This is a genomic window from Spirosoma sp. KNUC1025 (assembly GCF_045160025.1).
Classification (GTDB): domain Bacteria; phylum Bacteroidota; class Bacteroidia; order Cytophagales; family Spirosomataceae; genus Spirosoma.
Genome location: NZ_CP087139.1, coordinates 646,626 through 669,459, shown reverse-complemented (window position 1 = coordinate 669,459; position 22,834 = coordinate 646,626). Strand labels below are relative to the sequence as shown.

Annotated in this window: 19 protein-coding genes and 4 pseudogenes; 16 read left to right on the top strand and 7 right to left on the bottom strand. The window is 45.8% G+C overall.

Annotation, left to right across the window (positions count from 1 at the left end):
- Positions 1 to 14: 14 nt before the first annotated feature.
- Positions 15 to 1,055 carry a 2Fe-2S iron-sulfur cluster-binding protein gene (locus LN737_RS02940; protein ID WP_405516067.1) on the bottom strand — a complete coding sequence of 347 codons (1,041 nt, stop codon included), beginning with the start codon at positions 1,053 to 1,055 and terminating at the stop codon, positions 15 to 17.
- Between the two features lie 193 nt (positions 1,056 to 1,248).
- Between LN737_RS02940 and nadA the strand changes: the two genes are divergently transcribed.
- From nadA to LN737_RS02875, 13 genes and pseudogenes are all read left to right on the top strand, one after another.
- Positions 1,249 to 2,238, top strand: coding sequence for a quinolinate synthase NadA (gene nadA, locus LN737_RS02935; protein ID WP_405516065.1), 990 nt, complete (start codon positions 1,249 to 1,251; stop codon positions 2,236 to 2,238).
- Between the two features lie 82 nt (positions 2,239 to 2,320).
- Positions 2,321 to 3,911 (top strand): annotated as a pseudogene (nadB, locus tag LN737_RS02930) (L-aspartate oxidase).
- 92 nt (positions 3,912 to 4,003) lie between these two features.
- The gene (locus tag LN737_RS02925) at positions 4,004 to 5,377 is read left to right on the top strand and encodes a glutamine synthetase family protein (RefSeq protein WP_405516063.1); all 1,374 of its coding nucleotides are present in this window, start codon (positions 4,004 to 4,006) and stop codon (positions 5,375 to 5,377) included.
- Between the two features lie 43 nt (positions 5,378 to 5,420).
- On the top strand, positions 5,421 to 6,461 hold the full coding sequence (locus LN737_RS02920) for a hypothetical protein (protein ID WP_405516062.1): 1,041 nt from the start codon (positions 5,421 to 5,423) through the stop codon (positions 6,459 to 6,461).
- A gap of 213 nt (positions 6,462 to 6,674) precedes the next feature.
- Positions 6,675 to 7,457 (top strand): YHYH protein, encoded by a 783-nt coding sequence (locus tag LN737_RS02915; RefSeq protein WP_405516060.1) that lies wholly within the window; start codon positions 6,675 to 6,677, stop codon positions 7,455 to 7,457.
- Between the two features lie 25 nt (positions 7,458 to 7,482).
- A complete protein-coding gene (locus tag LN737_RS02910) occupies positions 7,483 to 8,016 on the top strand; it encodes a toxin-antitoxin system YwqK family antitoxin (RefSeq protein WP_405516059.1) in 534 nt (177 codons plus the stop codon).
- Positions 7,988 to 8,647 carry an SCO family protein gene (locus LN737_RS02905; RefSeq protein ID WP_405516057.1) on the top strand — a complete coding sequence of 220 codons (660 nt, stop codon included), beginning with the start codon at positions 7,988 to 7,990 and terminating at the stop codon, positions 8,645 to 8,647. The genes LN737_RS02910 and LN737_RS02905 overlap by 29 nt, the downstream gene beginning before the upstream one ends.
- Before the next feature lie 73 nt (positions 8,648 to 8,720).
- On the top strand, positions 8,721 to 9,569 hold the full coding sequence (locus tag LN737_RS02900; RefSeq protein WP_405516055.1) for a TIGR01459 family HAD-type hydrolase: 849 nt from the start codon (positions 8,721 to 8,723) through the stop codon (positions 9,567 to 9,569).
- A gap of 260 nt (positions 9,570 to 9,829) precedes the next feature.
- Positions 9,830 to 10,069 carry an acyl carrier protein gene (locus LN737_RS02895; RefSeq protein WP_018617787.1) on the top strand — a complete coding sequence of 80 codons (240 nt, stop codon included), beginning with the start codon at positions 9,830 to 9,832 and terminating at the stop codon, positions 10,067 to 10,069.
- 162 nt (positions 10,070 to 10,231) lie between these two features.
- Positions 10,232 to 11,481: pseudogene (fabF, locus tag LN737_RS02890) on the top strand (beta-ketoacyl-ACP synthase II).
- Between the two features lie 3 nt (positions 11,482 to 11,484).
- Positions 11,485 to 12,246: a ribonuclease III gene (gene rnc / locus LN737_RS02885; protein ID WP_405516054.1), complete on the top strand. Its 762-nt coding sequence runs from the start codon at positions 11,485 to 11,487 to the stop codon at positions 12,244 to 12,246.
- A 224-nt stretch (positions 12,247 to 12,470) separates the two neighbouring features.
- Positions 12,471 to 12,917, top strand: a complete 447-nt coding sequence (locus LN737_RS02880; protein WP_405516052.1) for an Hsp20/alpha crystallin family protein — start codon at positions 12,471 to 12,473, stop codon at positions 12,915 to 12,917.
- Between the two features lie 207 nt (positions 12,918 to 13,124).
- Positions 13,125 to 14,645, top strand: coding sequence for a Do family serine endopeptidase (locus LN737_RS02875; protein WP_405516051.1), 1,521 nt, complete (start codon positions 13,125 to 13,127; stop codon positions 14,643 to 14,645).
- Positions 14,646 to 14,789: 144 nt separating this feature from the next.
- On the opposite strand, the gene gmd is transcribed toward LN737_RS02875, so the two are convergent.
- Together gmd and LN737_RS02865 are read right to left on the bottom strand one after the other, a co-directional pair.
- A complete protein-coding gene (gene gmd, locus LN737_RS02870; RefSeq protein ID WP_405516049.1) occupies positions 14,790 to 15,902 on the bottom strand; it encodes a GDP-mannose 4,6-dehydratase in 1,113 nt (370 codons plus the stop codon).
- 93 nt (positions 15,903 to 15,995) lie between these two features.
- Positions 15,996 to 16,586 (bottom strand): SPOR domain-containing protein, encoded by a 591-nt coding sequence (locus LN737_RS02865; protein ID WP_405516047.1) that lies wholly within the window; start codon positions 16,584 to 16,586, stop codon positions 15,996 to 15,998.
- Positions 16,587 to 16,700: 114 nt separating this feature from the next.
- On the opposite strand from LN737_RS02865, the gene murB reads away from it, so the two are divergent.
- Positions 16,701 to 17,726, top strand: a complete 1,026-nt coding sequence (gene murB, locus LN737_RS02860; protein ID WP_405516045.1) for a UDP-N-acetylmuramate dehydrogenase — start codon at positions 16,701 to 16,703, stop codon at positions 17,724 to 17,726.
- A gap of 67 nt (positions 17,727 to 17,793) precedes the next feature.
- Here the strand turns inward: murB and LN737_RS02855 are convergent, their stop codons facing one another.
- Both LN737_RS02855 and LN737_RS02850 read right to left on the bottom strand, forming a co-directional pair.
- Positions 17,794 to 18,708 (bottom strand): ROK family protein, encoded by a 915-nt coding sequence (locus LN737_RS02855; RefSeq protein ID WP_405516043.1) that lies wholly within the window; start codon positions 18,706 to 18,708, stop codon positions 17,794 to 17,796.
- A 136-nt stretch (positions 18,709 to 18,844) separates the two neighbouring features.
- A pseudogene (locus LN737_RS02850) lies at positions 18,845 to 19,518 on the bottom strand (SDR family oxidoreductase).
- A 160-nt stretch (positions 19,519 to 19,678) separates the two neighbouring features.
- Here LN737_RS02850 and LN737_RS02845 point away from each other — a divergent pair.
- Both LN737_RS02845 and LN737_RS02840 read left to right on the top strand, forming a co-directional pair.
- A complete protein-coding gene (locus tag LN737_RS02845; protein WP_405516041.1) occupies positions 19,679 to 20,410 on the top strand; it encodes an ABC transporter permease in 732 nt (243 codons plus the stop codon).
- An 87-nt stretch (positions 20,411 to 20,497) separates the two neighbouring features.
- Positions 20,498 to 21,243, top strand: a pseudogene (locus LN737_RS02840) (ABC transporter ATP-binding protein).
- 8 nt (positions 21,244 to 21,251) lie between these two features.
- On the opposite strand, the gene LN737_RS02835 reads toward LN737_RS02840, so the two are convergent.
- Complete coding sequence (locus LN737_RS02835; protein WP_405516040.1) at positions 21,252 to 22,088, bottom strand: hypothetical protein; 837 nt, start codon at positions 22,086 to 22,088, stop codon at positions 21,252 to 21,254.
- Between the two features lie 35 nt (positions 22,089 to 22,123).
- Positions 22,124 to 22,813, bottom strand: a complete 690-nt coding sequence (locus tag LN737_RS02830; protein WP_405516038.1) for a glycosyltransferase family 39 protein — start codon at positions 22,811 to 22,813, stop codon at positions 22,124 to 22,126.
- Between the last annotated feature and the right edge of the window lie 21 nt (positions 22,814 to 22,834).

Sequence of the window (22,834 nt, the reverse complement as noted above, 5' to 3'; positions counted from 1 at the left end):
CGACTCTTTCCTCGCTAAACTTCTATGACAACGCCGTCGCTCTCCGGGTAGCCGGTGCAGGTAAGTACCCAGCCTTCGGCAAGATCCTGATCGGTGAGTACATCGTTGATGGTCATGTGAATACGGCCAGACAGGCAACGTGCCGCACAGGTAGAGCAACGCCCACCCCGGCAGCTAAATGGCAGCGACAGGCCTTCGTCGAGGGCAGCCTGCAAAATGGATTTATAAGCCGGCACTTGAATCTCAATATCGCGCCCTCGAAAACGTAGCAGAACGGTCCGGTCTTGTGCTATAATGGGTGGTGGCGACACAAAAATCGGCTCAACGACAAAATTCTCCCGACGAATCTGGTTAAGCTGAAAACCACTGAATACCAGCGTAAACTGCACCATCCGCATGTAATCGCCGGGGCCGCAAATATAAAACCGGATAGTTTCGGGATTAGATGTGCCAACTAAATCTGGCAGAAGACGCTCAAGCATTACGTTATTCAGCCGACCTCGAAACCCTTGCCAGTTTTCGGAGGGATTGCTCAACAGATGGAGTAGCCGAAAGCGATCCGGAAATTGATGATGGAGCTCATCTAATTCCTGATAGAAAATAATGCTACGTTCTGTTGAATTGCTATAAAGCAGCGTGACCTTTCTGGTCGAGTCGGAATATAAAACCTGTTTTAAGAGAGCAAACAAGGGCGTAATGCCACTTCCTGCCCCAACCAGTAATACATCGCCTGCCTGACTGTCGTCCAGCGTAAACCGACCTGTTGGATGTAAACTCGTTAATATGTCGCCTTCTCTCAACGTATCGTGCAGGTAACGTGAGATTTCACCATTTTGCACACGCTTTATCGTCAGACGTAGCGGTTCGCCGGGCGCCGAACTAAGAGAATACGACCGGCGAATTTCATGGTCATTGTGGTGCAAAATAAGGGTAAGAAACTGTCCGGCTCGGTAGGTGACAGGCTGATCGTTGACGGATTCTAGAAAATAGCTTCTGGCATCTGGCGTTTCGGGCTGAATCCTGACAATTCGTAAGCGAAGAAAATCGTCGGCCATAGGGTAGGTTGCTTTTCCCAAAACTAATCAAATACGATCGAGTGTTTGAAACCCCAAACGATTTACTGAAATTCGCCCGGCGTGGATTGTCTGATGCGGATAGATTCGTTCTGCTGAAACCAGTAACTGCCAATGGCGTAGTGACATTTTCAACCCGACAGTTGTTTAGAGTAAAACCGAGTTCATAAAATCAATGGAAGCACTCCTGGAAGAAGTACAACGAGTAGGGTACGTCAATAAGCCCGTTGCGGAAGACATAGATTTAGTAGCTGAAATAAATCGGCTCAAAAAAGAAAAGAACGCTGTTATCCTGGCGCACTATTACGTAGATGGCGCTATTCAGGACATAGCCGACTACATTGGCGATAGCCTTGGGTTGAGTCAGCAGGCAGCCGCTACCCCCGCCGATATGATTGTGTTTTGTGGGGTGCATTTTATGGGCGAAACAGCTAAGGTGCTCTCTCCTCAGAAGAAAGTCGTCATTCCGGATTTAAACGCGGGATGCTCCCTGGCTGATTCAGCGCCTGCCGATAAATTCGCGGAGTTTAAAGCACAGTATCCCGATCATATTGTACTGTCGTATATCAACTGTTCTGCCGAAATCAAAGCGCTTTCCGATATCATCGTTACGTCGTCGAACGCGCTGAAAATAGTAGAGAGTTTGCCCAAAGACCAGAAAATCATTTTCGCGCCCGATGCCAATCTGGGTCGGTTTGTTTCGAAAAAAACGGGTCGGGATATGGTGTTGTGGGACGGAGCCTGCATCGTTCACATCGATATTTCGCTCGAAAAGCTACACAAGCTTCGGGTCGAATACCCTGAGGCCAAATTCATTGCCCACCCCGAATGCCAGGAGCATATCCTGAGCGAAGCCGATTACGTTGGATCGACAACGGCTCTGCTGAAATACGTCGTTGATAGCCCTGAGCAGACGTTTATTGTGGGAACCGAAGCGGGGATTCTGCATAAGATGAAGCAGGCCGTACCACACAAGAAAATTATTCCGGCTCCAGCTAGTCAGAACAATACCTGTGCCTGTTCCGAATGCCCGTATATGAAGATGAATACGCTCGAAAAACTGTACAATTGCATGCTGTATGAACAACCGGAAATTATTGTGCCGGAAGATGTACGGCTGAAAGCGTATGAATCCGTAGCGCGGATGCTGGAGTTGAGTAAGTGATTGAAATCATATTAGTAATTAGCAAGCCCACCCTCCTCTGACTACTGACCATAAAAAGGTAGTCGTTCAATTGCCAAAAACAATGCCCCATCAATTCGATTTTTTAGTTATCGGCTCCGGGATTGCGGGCCTGAGCTACGCCACTAAACTGGCCATGCATTTTGAAAAGCTACAGCAGCCCGTTCGTATAGGCGTCATTACAAAGGTTCAGGCCGATGAAACCAATACTAAATACGCTCAGGGCGGTATTGCGGCAGTATGGTCGGATGATGACTCCTTTGAGAAGCATATCGAGGATACGATGGTGGCTGGCGATTTTCTGAGCGACCGCCGTATCGTTGAAATTGTGGTTCGTGAAGCCCCCGTTCGCATTCAGGAGCTGATCGATTACGGTACCCGCTTCGACAAAGAGCATGGAAGTTCCGACTACGATCTGGCAAAAGAAGGAGGGCACTCTGATTTTCGCATTCTTCATTTCAAAGACATTACTGGTGCCGAGATTGAACGGGCTTTGCTCGAAAAAGCCAACTCCCTGAAAGCCATTGAGATTTTCACGCATTTCTATGCCGTAGAGCTTATTACACGTCACCAGCTTGGTGAAACCGTTCATCGGTACGACACCGATAATAAATGCTTTGGGGCATACGTACTGAACACGCAGACGGGTAAAGTCGAACAATTTCTGGCTAAAACAACCTTGCTGGCCACCGGTGGTATTGGCAATATTTACCAAAGCACAACAAATCCCAGTATTGCCACTGGCGACGGAATTGCGATGGCGTATCGGGCCAAAGGCATTGGCAAAGACATGGAATTTATTCAGTTCCATCCAACGGCGCTATATGAGCCTGGAAAGAAACCAAACTTCCTGATTTCAGAAGCAGTACGTGGATTTGGCGGAGTTTTGCGTAACAAAAAAGGGGAAACGTTCATGGAAAACTACGATCCACGACTGTCACTGGCCCCGCGCGATATTGTTGCCCGTGCCATTGACTCTGGAAATGAAAAAGTCAGGGGACTCGCATGTTTATCTGGATGTTACTCATTGCGATTACGAAAAATTCATCGAGCATTTTCCTACCATTACCGCGTATTGCCGGGATCAACTTGGCCTTGATTTGCGCAAAGACTATATCCCGGTCGTGCCTGCGCAGCATTATCTGTGTGGGGGAATTCGAGTTAATGAGTGGGGACAAACGAACATTCAGTTTTTGTATGCCGTAGGTGAGTGCTCCTGTACAGGTCTGCACGGCGCCAACCGGTTAGCCTCTAACTCACTGCTGGAAGCGGTTGTGTTCGGTCATCGGGCTTATGAAAAAACCGTTGCTCTACTGGACCAGGCTGTTTCGCCGGATAATATTCCAGAATGGAACGATGCAGGAACAACCCACCCTGAAGAGTTGGTGCTCGTGACAGAGATGAAGAAAGAGCTGGAATCGATCATGTCGAACTACGTTGGAATTGTACGTAGCAACCGGCGTTTAAAACGCGCTATGGACAGGCTTGAGTTAATTTACCTGGAGCATGAGGAATTGTATCGGCAATCCAAAGTTTCGGTACCGGTCTGTGAATTACGGAACATGATTGAAGTGGCCTATCTCGTCATTAAAATGGCAATGGCCCGTCGCGAAAACACCGGCCTGCATTTTAATCTGGATCATGTAAATAATTAATGCTGCGTAAATTTCACCCACCTAACTTTGCCCGCCAATTGGCTACATCAGTCCGTATTGCCGGGTAATGTTCTGCAGAAATGCCTCACGCCATGAACCAGCAAGATATTATTGACTTCATCAACCAGAGCGATAGTCCAAAAATCAAATATGCATTTACGGATATTGACGGCGTACTGCGCGGTAAGATCATTCATCGGCAGAAGTTTCTGGACGGACTGACCGACGGATTTGGCTTCTGCGACGTGGTTTGGGGATGGGATTCGTCCGACACTCCTTACGATAACGGACGTACTACTGGCTGGCATTCTGGTTACCCAGATGCCCCGGTTAAGATTGATGTATCGACCTTTCGGCAATTGCCCTGGGAAGATAATATTCCATTTTTTTTAGCTGATTTCAGTCAGGTTGCCGATAAGCAATCCAATACATATGCGCTGGCCGCCTGTCCGCGTAGCTTGCTCAAGCGTATAGCCCGGCAAAGTCAGCAAATGGGTTTTCATGCTGAATTTGCGCAGGAGTTTGAATGGTTCAACTTCCGTGAAACGCCCCAAAGTTTACAGGAGAAGAGCTTTCTAAAACTGGAGCCACTAACGCCCGGTATGTTTGGTTACTCGATCCTGCGCCCTTCGCTCGAAAGTGCCTTTTACCATGATTTGTTTGACCTGCTGGCCCAGTTTGATATTCCTCTGGAAGGGCTGCACACCGAGACCGGCCCTGGCGTTTACGAGGCCGCTATCATGCACGACGAAGTTGTCCGTGCCGCCGATAAAGCGGTTCTGTTTAAAACAGCGGTCAAGGAAATTGCGTATCGCCACGGCATTGTCGCTACGTTTATGGCGAAATGGAATGCCGACTTGCCAGGTTGTAGTGGGCATATTCACCAGAGTTTATGGAATCCAGCACAAACGGAAAACCTGTTTTTCGATACGGGCAAGCCCAACCGGATGAGCGAGCTAATGCGTCAATACATTGCTGGTCAGTTGTTTTGCCTACCGCATATTACGCCCATGTTTGCGCCGACTATCAACAGCTACAAACGGCTGGTTGAAGGAGCCTGGGCACCCACTACCGTAACCTGGTCGGTTGATAACCGCACCACGGCGCTTCGTGTATTGAACCATAAGCAAGCATATACGCGCGTTGAGCATCGGGTATCCGGGGCAGATACGAATCCATATCTAGCCATAGCGGCTTCGCTGGCGTCAGGGCTCTACGGAATCCGACATAAATTAACACTTGATATTCCAGCCTCGGTTGGCAATGGGTATGCCGACAAACGTAACGGCATACTGCCGACGAATCTGGATGAGGCTACGCAGGCAATGGCCAATTCACCAATCGCGGCTGAACTGTTTGGCGCTGAATTTGTTGACCACTTTACGCGTACGCGCAACTGGGAATGGCGACAGTATCTTCGTCAGGTTAGTGACTGGGAATTGAAGCGATATTTTGAAATTATTTAACCTGTAAAGACACTAGGGCTGTCGTCTCTACAAATTATTACTAATGCGTCTTGTTGATTATCAGTCTATTATAAAGAAGGCTTGGGCAGATTTTGATAACTCTGTACAGATTCACTCCATTGAAGATATCAGTGCCCGAGTTTCTACAAATCACGTTTTCAGAGTACGGTTTGAAGATGGTGGGTATATTATAGCCAAGCTGTCTTATTTTGGGAAATATGAACACTTTCTGGAAGATCACCGGATTATTCATGCCCTGTCGAACAACCTGCTTTTTCCCTTCGAGAATGTGTTGGCTAAATCGTTGGTACGCGATGAGCAAGTGTATACGTATCGATACAAAAACGGCTTTATTGACGCTTGGGTAGTGTTTTATAATCCGATTCGGATTCAGCAGAAGTTGCCAAAGCGGTTAGAAGAACACCAGATTCAAATGCTGGGCCGACAAATTGCTAAATTTCATAAGGCATGTTCACGGGTAAGTACGGTATTGCCTAAATCAAGCAAAACGTTACGTTCCGATGTCTGGGATTTACTTGATCTGTTAGATACGGAGGTTGGTCAGTTCGAGCACCGAATGCACGTTGAGGAGTTAAAACGGCAGTGCCATCTTTTTCTGGAAAATCGACAGAAACTTGTTGCGAAAACGGTTGAAACCATGCCTGTGTTCGTCGACTGGAATATCGGTAATTTCTCGGTAACCCCAAACCTTGAACTGTACTCGCGCTGGGATTATGACTGGTTTAGAGTCAGTTACCGAGTAATGGATTTCTACTTTTTCAGCCGGGTTGTCTCCAATATTGGCGACCGTACTGTATTTAGCTACGTTATTGGCCCGCTGATGGAAGACCGTTTCCTGATGTTTTTAAAGGAATATCATACCGTGTATCCATTGACAGAAAACGAGATTCGCTTTCTGCCCGAAGCATACCGTTTTTTCATTCTTAATTACGTGATTAAATATGGCCGGTACTTTTTCCACCGGACGTACGCGACCAAACTTCAGCGTGAAGCGTATCAAACCTATTTCCCGTCTATTGAAACCTTCGACGCCGAGAAAATCTTGAAAGCATTGGGAATATGATCCTCTGATGTCCGTTTCGACCGACCTATCATGGTGTTGAATTGATTGATGCTGAATGAGTGTTTCAGCAGCCGATGAAAGGGTTAAGCAATTGTAAAAGTTGCCGACATGAAAACAGGCCGATGTAAGACGGCAACGTAAATAAAATTTGCAGAAGCCGTAGATAAGTGGCGGAAATATCGTCTAAGTAGACAGACAATTTCTAACACTAGTATGAATCGGTTTCAAGTATTCAGGGCTCTGGCTCTCACATCGGGGCTATTGACATTTATTTCCTGTAACAACAGCGACGACTCGGTTAACCCCACGACAACGAGTACCACCACATCCGTTGGTGATGGGGTGCCGGATGTATATAAAAAGATTTACGGGGCTTCCAGCATTACCACCGATGGCACCTATGTGTACATCAAAACAACCGGAACGCCCGACCACAAAAGTGCTTATTTTCCAACATCGAATAGTCTGTACGAAAATTTTACGGGTACTACGTTCGGCGGAAACAAGTTCTCTAAAAACCCTAACTCGATTGCGTCGCAAAACTTCACGTTTAAAATTCCGCTAAGTCCTAAAGCCGCTACTACCCATACCGCAACCAGCTTAGGGGCCATTGGCGTTTCGTTGAATGGGGTTCCTTTTTTCAATCAATACGCTGGTAATAATCAACCGCTAACAAACGAAGTGTTATCATTTGACCAATGGTGGGGTCATCCGGCTCAAACGAATGAATACCACTATCATGTGGAACCCTTATATCTGACTACAGTAAAAGCTTCAAAATCCGCTTTACTGGGTTTTTTACTGGATGGATTTCCAGTTTATGGGCCTGAGGAAAATAGCGCTACCATTTCTGGTTCGGCCTTAGATGCCTATCATGGGCATACCCATGCCACAGCCGAGTACCCCAATGGTATCTATCATTATCACATTACGGCAAGCGATCCTTACATAAACGGAAGTGGCTATTATGGTACGCCGGGCACAGTTTCCAGATAAACTGATATTAGCTGTTTTCTGTACAATGGTATCCTGTTCTGAGTCTCGTACGTCATACAGGATACCGGTATTTGATGCTTCGTCAATTCATGTTCAATTCCAGAAAGGAATCGTCGTGTTGGATAATCAGCCGTTTACAGGTATTATTTATAGGCTTTCGGACAACAAAACAGATACGCTCGAAATTGTCGGCTTCAGGAGCGGGAAAGAGCACGGTGAATGGAAGCGGTTTCATGCTGATGGTAGTCTGATGGAAAGACGCTTTTTTCGGGATGGGCAAAAAGTTGGAGAGTACAGGGCTTGGTGGCCAAATGGCGCTAAAAAATTATTCTATCATTTTGAAAATGGCGAATACAATGGCGTTTGCAGGGAGTGGTCGCATACGGGAGTATTGTTAAAAGAGATGACGTATAAGGATGGATACGAAGCAGGTAGCCAAAAGCAGTTCTACGACAACGGAAAAATTAAAGCCAATTACGTAACAATTGAAGGCAGACGGTACGGATTGTTGGGTACAAAAAATTGCGTCAATGCTACAGACAGTCTTTTCAAAAAATAGTTTGTGGGGCCTTCTCTTGCTTAGCGCCAGCTGCACCCAGCACGACGGGATAAGCAAATTGCCTTATTATAACACTCCAACTTTTACGCCCATTTTTGTTGATTCTGAAAAGGATCTGGCTGCTAAAGTCCCACATACCATCGGTAAATTTTCGTTAAGAAATCAAAATGGGGTAGTTATTAGTGAGAAAGATATTGAAGGTAAAATTCACGTAGCAGATTTCTTCTTTACATCCTGCGGAGTCATTTGTCCGCGCATGACAAAAAGCATGAAGCTGGTTCAACAAGCGTTTGTTGACGACGAAACTCTAGTGTTGCTTTCCTACAGTGTTACTCCCTGGATTGATAGTGTAGCAAGGTTGAAGACCTACAGCCTGACCAATGGTATATCATCGAAAAACTGGCATTTATTAACGGGTAAAAAAGCTGATATCTATCAGTTAGCACGGCGATCGTACTTCGCTGAGGAAGAGCTGGGATTCAGCAAAGACAGCACCGAATTTCTGCATACAGAGCATATACTTTTGGTTGATAAACGGAAGCGCATTCGAGGCATTTATAACGGTACGCTTGTGCTTGACATGCAGCAACTTATCGCTGATATTAAGACATTACAGAAAGAATCTGATTGAAAATTCGGCTAGCATCGTACTTTTACGAATAATCTATAGGTAAGCGTAAGCTCTTCTGTTATTTTATTCTCTTATGCAACTTGTTGATTTCAAAACAGTAGCGGCCAACTATAAAGTCATTTTCTTCGATGCGTTTGGTGTTCTGAAAAACTCAGAGGGGCTACTCCCCGGTATTGGACATACATTCGACTGGCTTCGGGAAACCGGTAAAGACTTCTATGTTTTGACCAACGATGCCTCGCGCGGGCCGCACGAACTGGCCGAATCCTACTACCGGCAAGGCTTCTACGCAATCACCCCAGAACGTATCATTTCATCGGGTATGCTAGCCCGTGAATACCTTGACCTGAAAGTTCGGAATGGTATCGTCGCTTATCTGGGCACTGAAAAATCAGCTCATTATCTCGAAACAACTGGCCTGACTACCTTGCCTATCAGCCATGTTGACCTAAAAGATATTGACAACATCAATGCACTCGTGCTGCTTGATGATGAAGGATTTGACTGGAATACGGATCTGACAAAAACCGTTAATCTGCTCAGAAAACGTAATATTCCGGTCATAGTGGCCAATACCGATGCTACGTATCCGGTTTCGAAAACCCGAATTTCCATTGCCATTGGAGCTGTTGCAAAAATGATAGAAGGCATCGTTGGCAAGCAGTTTATACGCTTCGGCAAGCCTGATGCACAGCTTTTTATGTTTGCCTATGAACGTCTTGAAAATGCAGCCCATATTGGGAAGCGTGATATCCTGATGGTAGGCGATACCCTTAAAACGGATATTTTGGGGGGCAATAAGTTTGGTCTGGATACGGCGCTGGTTCTGACGGGTAACACCCAACCCCAGGATGCTGAAGTATTGATACGAAGTACAGGAATCATCCCTACGTATATCTGCAAATCGATTGTGATACGTTAAGTCCTGAATATCAAATTACAGGCTTGGTACGTACGTTTTTCAATAAAATATTGTACAATATTTATGAATTTTCTTTGGCTGTTTTGTGCATTAGCAGCCCAGACTGCCGATGAATATTCTATACTATTTATCTGATTTTCAATAGTTTGAATAATTTGCTAAAAGATACGTAAACGAGTGTGACATTAAAAAATTGTTTGACAATACAAAGGTAAATACCTTTCTTTGCGCAGTTTTTTAAACTCCAACGGACTACTAAAATGTCGGACATTGCACAAAAAGTTAAGAATATTATTGTTGAGAAATTAGGCGTTGAAGAGTCAGAGGTGACGCCAGAGGCAAGCTTTACGAATGATTTGGGAGCAGATTCGCTGGATACAGTTGAGCTGATCATGGAATTCGAAAAAGAATTTAACCTGCCTATTCCTGACGACGAAGCTGAAAAAATCTCAACGGTTGGACTAGCTATCGAATATCTGGAAAAACATATTGGTAAGTAATCGCTGGCAACAGTCAACATAGTACTTTTAATACCTGGCAGAAAAGCCCGTATCATTACTATTTTGTACTATTTTGGCATAGCCATTAAAGTATCCGAAAGTCAGCGCTAACAACTATAGGGTTGGCGTTGTTTTTCTATTTTCATTACGCAGTATCGCTGTATGACATTCAAACGAGTAGTAGTGACCGGCCTCGGTGCGTTGACACCCATTGGTAATGATGTAACCACTTATTGGAACAACTTAGCCGCTGGTGTAAGCGGGGCCGGTCCCATTACGAAGTTTGACGCCAGTAAATTTCGTACGCAGTTTGCCTGCGAAGTAAAAGGGCTGGACGTTACTCAGTACATTCCCCGTCAGGAGGCTCGTAAGATGGATGCGTTCACGCATTACGCGCTCATTGCTACTGACGAAGCCGTTCGGGATGCGAATCTGAACCTTGATACAATCGATAAAAACAAAGTCGGCGTAATTTGGGGGTCCGGTATTGGCGGGCTCAAATCGTTTGAGGATGAGATGATCGATTACGCAAAAGGTGATGGTACACCCCGTATTAATCCGTTCTTTATCGTTCGAATGATTGCCGATAGCGCGTCGGGACAAATTTCGATGCGCTATGGCTTCCGGGGTACCAACTACGTAACAGTTTCAGCCTGCGCTTCCACAAACAATGCCATAATCGACGCATTCAACTATATTCGACTTGGCCGATTAAACATGTGTGTTGTGGGTGGATCTGAAGCGGCTGTGACCAAAGCGGGCATCGGTGGTTTTAACGCCAATCGAGCCTTATCGGAACGTAACGATTCGCCGGAGACTGCTTCGCGGCCTTACGATAAAGATCGGGATGGGTTTGTGTTAGGCGAGGGGGCAGGATCGCTTATTCTTGAGGAGTACGAGCATGCACAGGCTCGGGGGCTAAAATCTACGCTGAGCTAATTGGCGGAGGGATGTCTTCCGACGCATACCATATCACGGCTCCGCATCCTGAAGGACTAGGTGCCTTTCTTGGTATGCAGGATGCATTGGATGATGCAGGAATCGCGCCCACAGAGATCGACTACATCAATACCCACGGAACCTCAACACCTATTGGAGACCCGCAGGAGCTGAAAGCAATTCATCAGCTATTTGGTGAGCATTCCTTTAAAATCAACATCAGCTCAACCAAGTCTATGACAGGGCATTTGCTGGGCGCAGCCGGTGCTGTGGAAGCAATCGCGTGTATTAAAGCATTGGAACATCAACTTGTTCCGCCGACAATCAATCACTTCACCAACGACGATGAGATTGATCCGCGTTTTAATCTAACCTTCAACGTAGCTCAGGCTCGTCCTATGACAACTGTTATGAGCAACGCATTCGGGTTTGGCGGACACAATGCCATCGTCATTTTTCGTAAACTTAGCTGAGTCGTGCAACTCGCTCTGCCACGTAGTTTATTAAATCCCCTTGAGTGGTTTCGGTCTGGTAAAAAAGACTCGCGTAAAAACCTACGCCGTTCAATTGCCCATATTATCGGTGCTCGGCCTTCTAACCTGGGTCTGTATCAACTAGCCCTACGCCATACGTCGGCCTCTAAAGCAACGGCTATTGAAGGTTTTCGGGAATCGAATGAGCGCCTGGAGTATTTAGGCGATGCCGTCCTTGGTATGGTGATTGCCGAATTCCTGTTTAAGAAATACCCTTACAAAGATGAAGGATTTTTAACGGAAATCCGCTCTCGGATCGTCAACCGCGAGACGCTCAACGGCATTGCTCGTAAAATAGGTCTCGATCAACTAATTGAATACGACGGCAGCCGAACCCGTAGCTTACCCGCCCGCACTTCTATGTACGGCGACGCTCTCGAAGCTCTGGTCGGTGCAATTTACCTGGATAAAGGGTTTCAATTCTCCCGTCGATTCATTCTGAAAGACCTGCTTTCGCACTACGATATTGAGTCTGTAGTGCAGAATAACGGTAACTTCAAAAGCCGCCTGATTGAATGGGCGCAGCGTGAAGGCAAAGAAATTCGCTTTGAGATTGTCTCTGAAAAGGGAAACAGTCACTTCCGCGAGTTTATCGCTCAGGTATTTGTCGATGATGAGCCTTTTTCTACAGGAAGCGGCTACAGCAAGAAAAAAGCCGAACAGGCAGCCGCCGAGAAAGCGTTTGAGCTGCTGGCTATTAAATAAACACTTCTCATCTTATAGCTCTGTGGCGTAACAGCTGCATTCTGCCCACGTTAAGTAAGATCTCTGCCAATTTTACGTCATTTTGTCAATGAATGGCCTATATATATGTGCCCTTTAATGTCAGAATGGCGGGAATTTATATAATAATTTGGCTGGTATAGAATTTGGAATATAGATATCAGAATTTGTTAACTTATTTTCTAACACTAAACCAACAGAGAGTCATGAATACGTTAGTGCGCAAGAACAACAACTTTCCGTCGTTGATCGAAAACTTTTTTGGCCGCGACGTGAACGACTTTTTCAATGCCAATACGCCTTCATTCAACAATGTTCCGGCTGTAAACGTAGTCGAACATAAAGACGGGTTCCGGATAGAAGTGGCGGCACCCGGTATGAAGAAAGATGACTTTAAGCTGCAACTAAACCACAATAACCTGACTATTTCAGGGTCACAGCAAACGCAGATCAATGATTCGGACAACTCGAACGAACGGTATACCCGCCGGGAATTTAGTTATTCGTCTTTTCAACGCACATTCACATTGCCCACTTCTGTGGATGCCGACAATATTCAGGCTTCGTACACGGATGGCCTATTGAAAATTGAAGTGCCTAAGCGCGAAGAGGCCAAAATAAAGCCTCCACGTCAGATTGAAATTGGCGGTTAAAGGATAAACCGAATGAGCACTAAATAAAAAGCCTGTAAGGAAAATCCTGCGGGCTTTTTATTAACTTGAAACCCTTTAACAAAGCCCTGTTAAATTTTGTTAAGGACGCATATCGCCCGGATTTTTCAGGAGTCCTTTCCGTTATACAGATAGAGTAAAACTTGACTCCAACACAAAAAGAAAGCAATTAGATTTTCCAATTTAACCATGAAAAGCAACTGGAAATTATTAGCGTTGATGGCTCTTCTGTCGAGCGCAATAACGCTGGCCGCTTACAACCTGTTGGGCTTTAACAACCGGGATGTAATTTTTAACGAATCGTCACCAATTCCAACAATGACGGGGCGGCTGGCTTCTTTGCCAGGTGGACCGACTGCTGTGCCGGGCGATTTCTCTACTGCAGCTGAAGCTGTAACGCCAATGGTCGTTCACATTCGTACAACCATGACCCGTACGGTACGTCAGCAACAAATTCCGGATATTTTCCGGGAATTCTTCGGCGATGAATTTGGTGGACAACAGCGTCAACCACGTCGTCAGCAAGGTCAGGCATCGGGTTCGGGTGTAATTATCAGCAAGGATGGCTACATCGTTACAAACAACCACGTTGTGCAGGATGCTGACGAAGTTGAAGTTATTATGACCGATAAACGTAGCTTCAAAGCAAAAGTGATCGGTACCGATCCGCTGACAGACTTAGCGGTCATTAAAGTAGAAGCTAACAATTTGCCTGCTATTACGCTCGGCGATTCTGATGCGTTGAAGTTAGGTGAATGGGTACTGGCTGTAGGTTATCCGCTTGATCTGGAATCGACCGTTACGGCTGGTATCGTCAGCGCCAAAGGTCGCCGGATTGGTATTCTTGATCAGAATATCAACAAAAACGACGCTAAACCTGATTCGCCGGTAGAAGCTTTCATTCAGACGGATGCAGCTATTAATCCTGGTAATTCGGGTGGTGCACTGGTCAACCTCCGTGGTGAACTGGTTGGTATTAACTCCGCTATCGCATCGGCTACAGGTTATTACAGCGGTTATGGATTCGCAGTGCCTGTATCTCTTGTAAAGAAAGTATCGGCCGATCTGCTGAAATACGGGAACGTACAACGTGGCTATATTGGTATTCTGCCAATTGAGCTGAATAGCACAGTTGCTAAAGAAAAAGGCGCTAAAATTGGTCGTGGTATTTATGTTGAGAGCGTTGTTGAAAAAGGTGCTGCTGAAGCAGCAGGTCTGAAAAAAGGCGATGTTATCGTGAAAATGGAAGGCCAAACACTGGATTCAGACGCTCAAATGCGCGAAATCATTGGTCGTCGTCGTCCAGGTGATGTTGTGAGCGTAACGGTTAACCGGGATGGAACGGAGCGTGATTTCAAAGTTGAACTCCGTAACCGTAATGGAGGCCGGGATGTCATCAAAAAATCAGAAGTTACGGCTGCTAATACGGCTTTGAGCTCGCTGGGTGCCAATTTTGAAGACCTTTCTGCTCAGGACGCAAAACAATTAGGTGTAAGCGGTGGCGTCCGGGTAAAGAAAATCATGGACGGTAAGCTGGCTGAGACAGATGTTGAAGAAGGATTTATTATCGTAAAAGCGAACGGTAAGAACGTTAAAACGACGAAAGATCTGCAAACCATTCTGTCATCTGTAAAAGAAGGTGAAGGTCTCATGCTAATCGGCATGTATCCAAACAGTTCGCGGATGTATTACTATGCTGTTCCAGTCTAAACAGGTAGAACTTAATTATAGTGTAGCGTCAGGCTTTCAAACCTGACGCTTTTTTTATGCCTACAAAAACGGTCGGATTCTCGAACCCGACCGTATCAAATAGCTTAAAATTAGCTGACAATTGCTATTACGAATAGAAATCTTCTATTCGTAATAGTTCAGCACCTGATGACCACTCTTAGCCAGAAGCTGATCGCGACGGAACAGATCAACATCGGCCGTTACCATATCTTTCACGAGAGCAGCCAGATCATACTTCGGTTTCCAGTTCAATTGTGTCATGGCTTTCGTCGGATCGCCCAGCAATAAATCTACTTCCGTTGGGCGATAATAACGTGGGTCGATACAAACGACCGTTTTGCCAATTTCAATCGGGAAGTCTGGGTTAGAGGCACTAACTACAGTTGCTGACTCAGAAGAGCCTTCACCCGTGAAGGCAAGTTCAACTCCAATTTCGGCGAATGCCATGCGCACAAAGTCCCGGACGCTGGTAGTTACGCCAGTCGCGATCACAAAATCTTCAGGTTTCTCCTGCTGTAGAATCAAATACATCGCTTCGACGTAATCTTTAGCATGGCCCCAGTCACGTAGTGAGTCTAGGTTGCCAAGATAGACCTTATCCTGTAGGCCCAAACCAATCCGGGCTACAGCGCGGGTAATTTTCCGCGTAACGAATGTTTCACCCCGTAGTGGCGATTCATGGTTAAACAGAATGCCGTTGCAAGCATACATATTGTACGCTTCGCGGTAGTTGACGGTAATCCAGTAGCCATAGAGTTTTGCTACTGCATAAGGCGAACGGGGATAAAAGGGAGTCGTTTCTGACTGCGCATGACCCTGCACACCGCCGTATAATTCAGACGTTGAAGCCTGATAGATACGGGTTTTTTCAGTTAACCCTAACAGACGAACAGCTTCCAGAATACGTAGTGTACCTATTCCATCCACTTGAGCGGTGTATTCAGGCTCATCAAAACTCACCCGAACGTGCGACATGGCGCCAAGGTTATAGATCTCGTCGGGCTGTACTTCCTGGATGATCCGGATAATATTTGTTGAATCAGATAAGTCGCCGTAATGTAATTTGAAGTGTACGTTTTTGTCATGCGGATCTTCATACATGTTATCAATCCGCTGTGTATTAAAAAGTGAGCTCCGGCGCTTAATGCCGTGCACTTCGTAACCTTTCTTTAATAGTAGTTCGGCCAGATAGGCTCCGTCTTGTCCGGTAACTCCGGTAATTAATGCTTTCTTCATAATGTTCTATAAAATACTAAGATGGTTAAAATGGAGGATCGAAATTGTATAAAACAAATTCAAATGTAATGATTTGTGGCAAAAACATATAACTTATTTTATTAATAAGCTACGTCTAACGTCCACTTTATCAGGCTGTAATTGTGCTGATGCTATCAGCCGTCGAATCGATGCGTAATAGCGTTCAGCATCCAAACGGCGCATAAAGTCGCCAACTTTCAATTTATAAGTTGGCTGATTATAACTTAAATATGGGCTCAATTCAGGGTAATTCTGGTAAATTAATAACTTGGCAGCGTCCGCTTCCTGACGTTGATTACCTACATAGATCTGAATCCGAAAGCCTGGCGCATACCGGATTGATCTGTTTTGCGTAGCAATCGTATCAAGTACCAGATCGAGACGCCTGTTTACATGCATGGCCTCAACGGGTGCGCTTGGTTTCCGCGTTTCGCTTTTTCGAGACGTAGCAGCTGGCGCAGTTGCAGGTGGCGCAGTTGATTTAGTTGGCGTTGATGAAGTCGTTGAGTTATAAACCGGTCGTACAGTAGACAAATCTTCGTTATAGCTATTATAATCCACAACCGATCGGCTTGCCGACGTAGCCGGTCGGTTGCTGGCGCAGCCCGTTAAAATCAACAGCCCTAATGCAAAAATTTTGCCTGATCCGATACGCATAATCATCGCTTAATGAGACGTAAAATTAGCTATTTCGTCATTCAATTGTCTAGTCCGTCAAACTCTGCTATTAACCCACGCGGTATTTGGTTAATTTTGGGCATTCACTACGTACTCTACATGTTGAATATACAAAGCTACGTGTCGCTCAAGCCATATAATACATTTGGGATCGATGCTATCGCACGTTATTGGGTTACCATCAGCCACGAAAACGATCTTTATACATTACTACACCTAACTGAGTTTATTGAAACCACTAAGTTAATAATTGGCGGTGGAAGTAACATACTTCTTTGCCAAAATTTTGATGGCTTAGTTATAAAAATGAATATTCAGGGCATTGATCTTATTCGTGAAGACGATTCGCATGTCTATATAAAAGCTGGCGCGGGGGTAAACTGGCACGAACTGGTTCAGTTTTGTGTTCACAATGGCTACGCAGGCATGGAGAATCTATCTCTGATACCTGGAACGGTTGGGGCCGCTCCAATGCAAAATATTGGCGCCTACGGTGTTGAACTGGAACAGGTTTTCGAATCGCTGACGGCCGTTCATATTGCAAGTGGCGAAAAACGTACTTTTACTCATGCTGACTGTGCGTTTGGATATCGTGAAAGCGTTTTCAAGCGAGAACTGAAAGGGCAATACGTTATTACGGACGTTACGTTTCAACTCGATAAACACCCTACGTTTCATACGCGTTACGGGGCCATTCAGGAAACGCTGACAGAAATGGGCGTATCGGAGAGCAACTTGTCTATTAAAGCCATTAGTGAAGCTGTTATTCGTATTCGGCAAAGTAAACTGCCCGACCCAGCGCAAATTGGTAATGCCGGGAGCTTCTTCAAAAATCCAGAAATTTCGAAAGTTCAATTCGAAGCACTGCAAACTCAGTACCCAGCTTTGCCTGGATACCCTATTGGCGATGATGTTGTGAAGGTACCCGCAGGCTGGCTTATTGAGCAGGCTGGCTGGAAAGGGTATCGCTCCGGCGGTGCCGGTGTACATGCCAAACAGTCGCTGGTGCTGGTCAACTATGGCAATGCAACGGGCGATGAAATTTTACACCTCGCCAAACAGGTGCAGGATTCTGTTAAGGATAAATTTGGTGTGGTAATATCACCAGAGGTAAACGTGATATAAAGCGGAAAAGGGCGGAAGAATGTGAGTATCACACTTCCGCCCTTTTTTATTAACTCACCTTTCCAGATTATTCAAAACAAAGCGAAGCCGCTCCCAGTAAGCCAGCGTCGTTACCAAGGGTAGCCCGTTTTATGTTCAGGCCGTTTTTGTAATACGGATTGAGCCAGTAGTCCAGCGTTTTTTCGACCGCGGGCAGGATATAATCAAAAGAGGCTGACAGCCCACCTCCGATTAGAACTTGTTTGATATCCAGTACTTTAATTAGAGAAGCCAGGCCCTCGCCAAGCATTTCGCCTACTTCTGTCCAGATTTGCAGGGCTAGTTCATCACCTTCGGCCGCGGCCGCTACCAGACCTGTTGTCGATACACTCCCATCATCGGGCAGATGCGTATCGCCTTTGTATTCGCTTCTGCGTTCATTGGCCAGGTCCAGCAGCTCTTTTTTCCCGATGTTACGTTCCAGTACCCGACCGTTACGTGACGGGATATGTCCCGGCTCCATAGCGTTGCCGTCGCCACCCGTAAAGATTTTTTTATTGATAATAGCCGCTCCGCCAACGCCAGTACCGAGTGTAATAAAAATATAATTCTCGGTAATTTTTTCCTCTGCAAAATAGTACTCACCCAGTGCCGCTGCATTGGCGTCGTTTTCCAGAAAGAACTGTATGCCCGGAAACCGCGTGGTCAACAGCTCAACCATTGGCAGACCGTTTATTTCGGGAATGGCCGTTATTTCGAGTGGAACTGTGCGTTCTCGGTTCAGCATGCCAGGTAAGCCTATGCCTACCTTTTTCACATCTTTATTGGCCAGAAGTTGTAAAGCGACAGCGTCGCCAAATCGGTCAATGAAATGTCCCGATTGGCGCCAGCTAATGGTGTCGTGACTATAAAAATTGGAGATTTTACCCGTATTGGCATCAACAATGCCCATTTTGACGTTCGTGCCGCCGACGTCAATACCCAGATACTCAACGGAGGCCATTCGTTAGGATTAATATGTTTAGTAAACTAATTGCCAGCTTTGTAATTGATGAAGTGGGGCGCAAGATACAAAAAAGTCGTTACGGGGCCGCCCATGTGCGTAATCGCGATTCGTGGTAAACAGTTTGTTGAGCTCTTTATATATCGCCCAACTGTGGTCGAATAAGAATTTCTTCGACCACAGCGCTTTTTGAGAGGGAGTAAGCTGCCCAGGTACTGTTTGCTACGTCTTCGGGTTTCATAAATCGTTCTTCAGGTAAGTCGGTGCCTGCCCAGCTCTCCGTAAGGGTTGCGCCAGGCAACAGAGCCGTTACCTTTACATCATACGCTTTCAATTCTTCGCGCAAAACCCGGCTCATTCCCAACAGCGCAAATTTTGAAATGCAGTAAGAGCCTCCGTTTGTGTAAGCGGTAATACTGGCTGTTGAGCACATCATAAAGATGTGACCTTGTCGACGGGTAATCATATCGCTTACCAGACCGCGCGTGAGATGATAAGCGCTGGCTACGTTCGTATTCATTAATAACTCAAATGTTCCGGGGGCTTCATTGTGGATCTGACCCGGCTGAAAAGTGCCTGTATTGTTAACGAGTACGTCAACAGGGCGATTCAGCGACTGGATAAACGCCACTAACTGATTGACTCCATCCTGGGTGGAAAGGTCAGCGGCAACCGGCAATAATCCGGGGCTTCTACATCTTCGATGGAGCGTGCGCAAACAACAGCATCAAATCCTTCGCTTACAAATCGATCGGCTATAGCCCGACCAATACCTTTAGTGCCGCCCGTTACGACAATGAGTGGATTCATGGAAACGTATCTACTTTGGGTCCTTACCGCCTTAAATACACAAGGTTTAGTATACGGCGCAAGTTACGTTAGAAACCATTCTATCTTTACGAGGGTTCTCCCGAATAGATAATCCCGACTTTGATTTGCAAAACGTCGGTTTGTTCCGCTACACGCTTTTATGTCACGATTAGGCAGTTACTTTATTTTTCTGGGCACTCTCTTCCGTAACAGGGAGAAACTTAGCGTCTACTTACGGCTTATTCTCAACGAATGTACGTCTATTGGCGTTGGGTCTATTTTTATCGTCGCCCTGGTGAATACCTTCATTGGTGCCGTTACCTGTGTGCAAACAGCCTATAATCTTACCAATCCGTTTGTTCCCAAAAATATTATTGCTCTGATCGTTCGCGACAGTTCTATTCTGGAGCTGGCTCCTACGCTATCGTGTATTGTGTTGGCCGGGAAAGTAGGCTCTAATATCGCCAGTGAGTTAGGCACCATGCGGATTACCGAACAGGTCGATGCACTGGAGGTGATGGGTATCAATTCAAGCTCGTACCTGGTTCTTCCGAAAGTCATTGCTTCTGTGCTTATGTTCCCCTTATTAGTCATCATGGCAGGCTTTCTGGCGATTCTGGGCGGCTATATTGCCGGTACGTTGGCTGGAGTTATTTCACCAGAAGATTATGTATCAGGCCTACGGGTTGATTACAAGCCGTTTGGTGTTACGTTCGCGCTGATCAAAACCGTCGTGTTCGCTTTCCTGATTTCAACGATTTCGGCGTATCGTGGCTACAACGTACAGGGGGGCGCACTGGAAGTAGGTGCGGCATCAACAGCAGCCGTAACCAACAGTTGCGTAGCCATAGTAGCCGCTGACTTTATCCTGACGCAGATGTTACTGACCTAATTTATGAATGATCGAGTGATTGAATGATTGAATAGGTTTAAACGGCTCATTCAATCATTCAATCACTCGATCATTCAACCATTGAGAATGATCGAGATTAAAAATATATCGAAGACCTTTGGTGACCGGCAGGTGCTGGCCGGCATTAGTGGTTCGTTTAAGCCGGGGGATACCAGTCTGATTATCGGGGGAGCGGTACCGGTAAAAGTGTATTACTGAAATGTATGATCGGTCTGATAAAACCCGATTCAGGAGAAGTACTGTATGACGGCCGTAATTTTCTGACGACTGACCTGAACGAACAGAAAACCATTCGGCGGGAGATGGGCGTATTGTTTCAGGGATCGGCTTTATTTGATTCAAAGACTGTACTGGAAAATGTTCGATTTCCGCTAGATATGCTCACCGAGCAATCCGAGAGCGAAAAAGTGGATCGATCGATGGATTGCCTGCGTCGCGTGGGACTAGAGAACGCTGCCGAGCGTATGCCCTCCGAAATTAGCGGGGGAATGAAAAAACGGGTTGGTATTGCACGCGCCATTGTACTGAATCCCAAATATTTATTCTGCGACGAACCTAATTCAGGACTTGATCCGCTGACATCAATCAAAATTGATCAGCTCATTTCCGAAATTACAGACGAATACCAGATTACTACGGTCGTGATAACCCACGATATGAACTCGATGATGGAAATCGGAGAGAAAATAATGTTTCTGTACCAGGGTAAAAAGCTTTGGGAGGGTAATAGCGCTACGTTAACGCAATCCGGCGTAGATGAATTGAATGAGTTTATCAACGCCAATAAACTCATTCGGGAAATGGAAAAGTAATAACGTACCTACTTACTTAAATGGCTTTTCCTGTTAATTAAATTCGGGGGAGCCGGTAAGTTGTATTTATAAACCGTATAGCCCTCCAGCGACTTGATGGGATGGTAGTTGGAGAAATAAATAGGCGGAGAGAAGGGAGCTTCGGTTTCATAGTCCCGGCTGATTACGTATTGAATTCGTCCATCTTGTGTTGCTCGGTCCAGATCATCATAATTGAATGATCGACGTTTGTAAGCTGAGCCAATCACTAAATCCTGCTGGGGAACAATGCAATTCCGAAACAGGAAGGCGTTTAAATAACTGCTGTTGAACAACGTACTGTATATCAGACAGTCGGGGCATTGTTTGAGTTGATCTTTAACGTACTGAGCAACCTTCTGTTCCTGTTGGTACTGCGTCATATCGATGGGCTTGGCAAAAGTCCGCCCCCAGTTAAAATTCATAGCATTGAGGGGCACCACCCAGGCAAAGCCCAGCACTAATCCAACCCGGCCAACATTTGCCCAGTCAGATTGTGTATTTCGTAGTTGCCAAAGCGCATCGGCCATCAACACGCACGATAAGCCCGTGTATTCAGTAAAATAATTTAAGGCTGACCCCCACTTCAGCCCCGTGGCTAATGCAAAAAGAAACAAGCCAATAGTGTTCAGACCAATAAGCTGCCGCGCTCCCCGTTCGAACACGATGTAGCGAATACTGATCGCCAGGCTCGGTACGACCAGCCACACAAACGGGCGTAAATAATGCTCGACAAGGTTATACCTGAAATTAGCCAGATCTATCCCGTTGCTGACACCACGCACAACATTGGTATAAACAATACCTGCTTCCTGTTGGAAAAGCACTGTATACAGTACGATCAGAAATAGCCCATACCAGCCTAAAAAGGGAAAATTTGCCAGGGCCTTCTGCTGAACAAGACGAGGTAACCGCCAATGATAATAGGCAGGCAAATGGCGGATTGTTTGCAAAAAAGCGCAATTGCGGCTAAAAGGGCTACTAGTATTGTGCTGAATAGTAAAGACTTATTCCTGTCGGAGTTCATCCAGCGGATCACGGCGAGGAGTGTCCATACTACGAATGCATTGTATTGGCTGTCTGGTCGGGCATAAGATTGGGGAGGAAGCAGACAAAAAGCCACCAGACTGACTAAGACCGATATAGATGTTGGTGATGCTACCTTTCGGGCCAACTGATAAATTCCCCAGGCATAAATTCCGTTGAAAACCAATGAGATGCAGCGCCCAACGATATAAACGTAATACACATCGTCGGGAGTAAGTCCTGAGAGTTGGGCTACTCCCACCGTCAGATAATAATAAATCGGACTGTATTGAGTGATGGCATAAGGCGCTATCTCGGGGTTGTCGTAAAGGGGGTAACCGCTCAGCATACGTAATACGCTGTAGACAATATTACTCTCAATACCACCAATGTCAGGATTGACTAAAAATATGGTTTTAAGTCGAATGTAAATTGTTACTAAACCTAAAATTCCAGCAACGAACCATATGAGTGAATAAGTACGTTGAGCGATATACTGATACAAACTGTGTAAAAAGACTGACATTCGGTAATACCTAGGTAATCC

Coding starts and splice junctions, on each gene's coding strand:
- LN737_RS02940 (WP_405516067.1), bottom strand. CDS start 1,055: ATGGCCGACGATTTTCTTCGCTTACGAATTGTCAGGATTCAGCCCGAA.
- nadA (WP_405516065.1), top strand. CDS start 1,249: ATGGAAGCACTCCTGGAAGAAGTACAACGAGTAGGGTACGTCAATAAG.
- LN737_RS02925 (WP_405516063.1), top strand. CDS start 4,004: ATGAACCAGCAAGATATTATTGACTTCATCAACCAGAGCGATAGTCCA.
- LN737_RS02920 (WP_405516062.1), top strand. CDS start 5,421: ATGCGTCTTGTTGATTATCAGTCTATTATAAAGAAGGCTTGGGCAGAT.
- LN737_RS02915 (WP_405516060.1), top strand. CDS start 6,675: ATGAATCGGTTTCAAGTATTCAGGGCTCTGGCTCTCACATCGGGGCTA.
- LN737_RS02910 (WP_405516059.1), top strand. CDS start 7,483: ATGGTATCCTGTTCTGAGTCTCGTACGTCATACAGGATACCGGTATTT.
- LN737_RS02905 (WP_405516057.1), top strand. CDS start 7,988: ATGCTACAGACAGTCTTTTCAAAAAATAGTTTGTGGGGCCTTCTCTTG.
- LN737_RS02900 (WP_405516055.1), top strand. CDS start 8,721: ATGCAACTTGTTGATTTCAAAACAGTAGCGGCCAACTATAAAGTCATT.
- LN737_RS02895 (WP_018617787.1), top strand. CDS start 9,830: ATGTCGGACATTGCACAAAAAGTTAAGAATATTATTGTTGAGAAATTA.
- LN737_RS02880 (WP_405516052.1), top strand. CDS start 12,471: ATGAATACGTTAGTGCGCAAGAACAACAACTTTCCGTCGTTGATCGAA.
- LN737_RS02875 (WP_405516051.1), top strand. CDS start 13,125: ATGAAAAGCAACTGGAAATTATTAGCGTTGATGGCTCTTCTGTCGAGC.
- gmd (WP_405516049.1), bottom strand. CDS start 15,902: ATGAAGAAAGCATTAATTACCGGAGTTACCGGACAAGACGGAGCCTAT.
- LN737_RS02865 (WP_405516047.1), bottom strand. CDS start 16,586: ATGATTATGCGTATCGGATCAGGCAAAATTTTTGCATTAGGGCTGTTG.
- murB (WP_405516045.1), top strand. CDS start 16,701: ATGTTGAATATACAAAGCTACGTGTCGCTCAAGCCATATAATACATTT.
- LN737_RS02855 (WP_405516043.1), bottom strand. CDS start 18,708: ATGGCCTCCGTTGAGTATCTGGGTATTGACGTCGGCGGCACGAACGTC.
- LN737_RS02845 (WP_405516041.1), top strand. CDS start 19,679: ATGTCACGATTAGGCAGTTACTTTATTTTTCTGGGCACTCTCTTCCGT.
- LN737_RS02830 (WP_405516038.1), bottom strand. CDS start 22,813: ATGTCAGTCTTTTTACACAGTTTGTATCAGTATATCGCTCAACGTACT.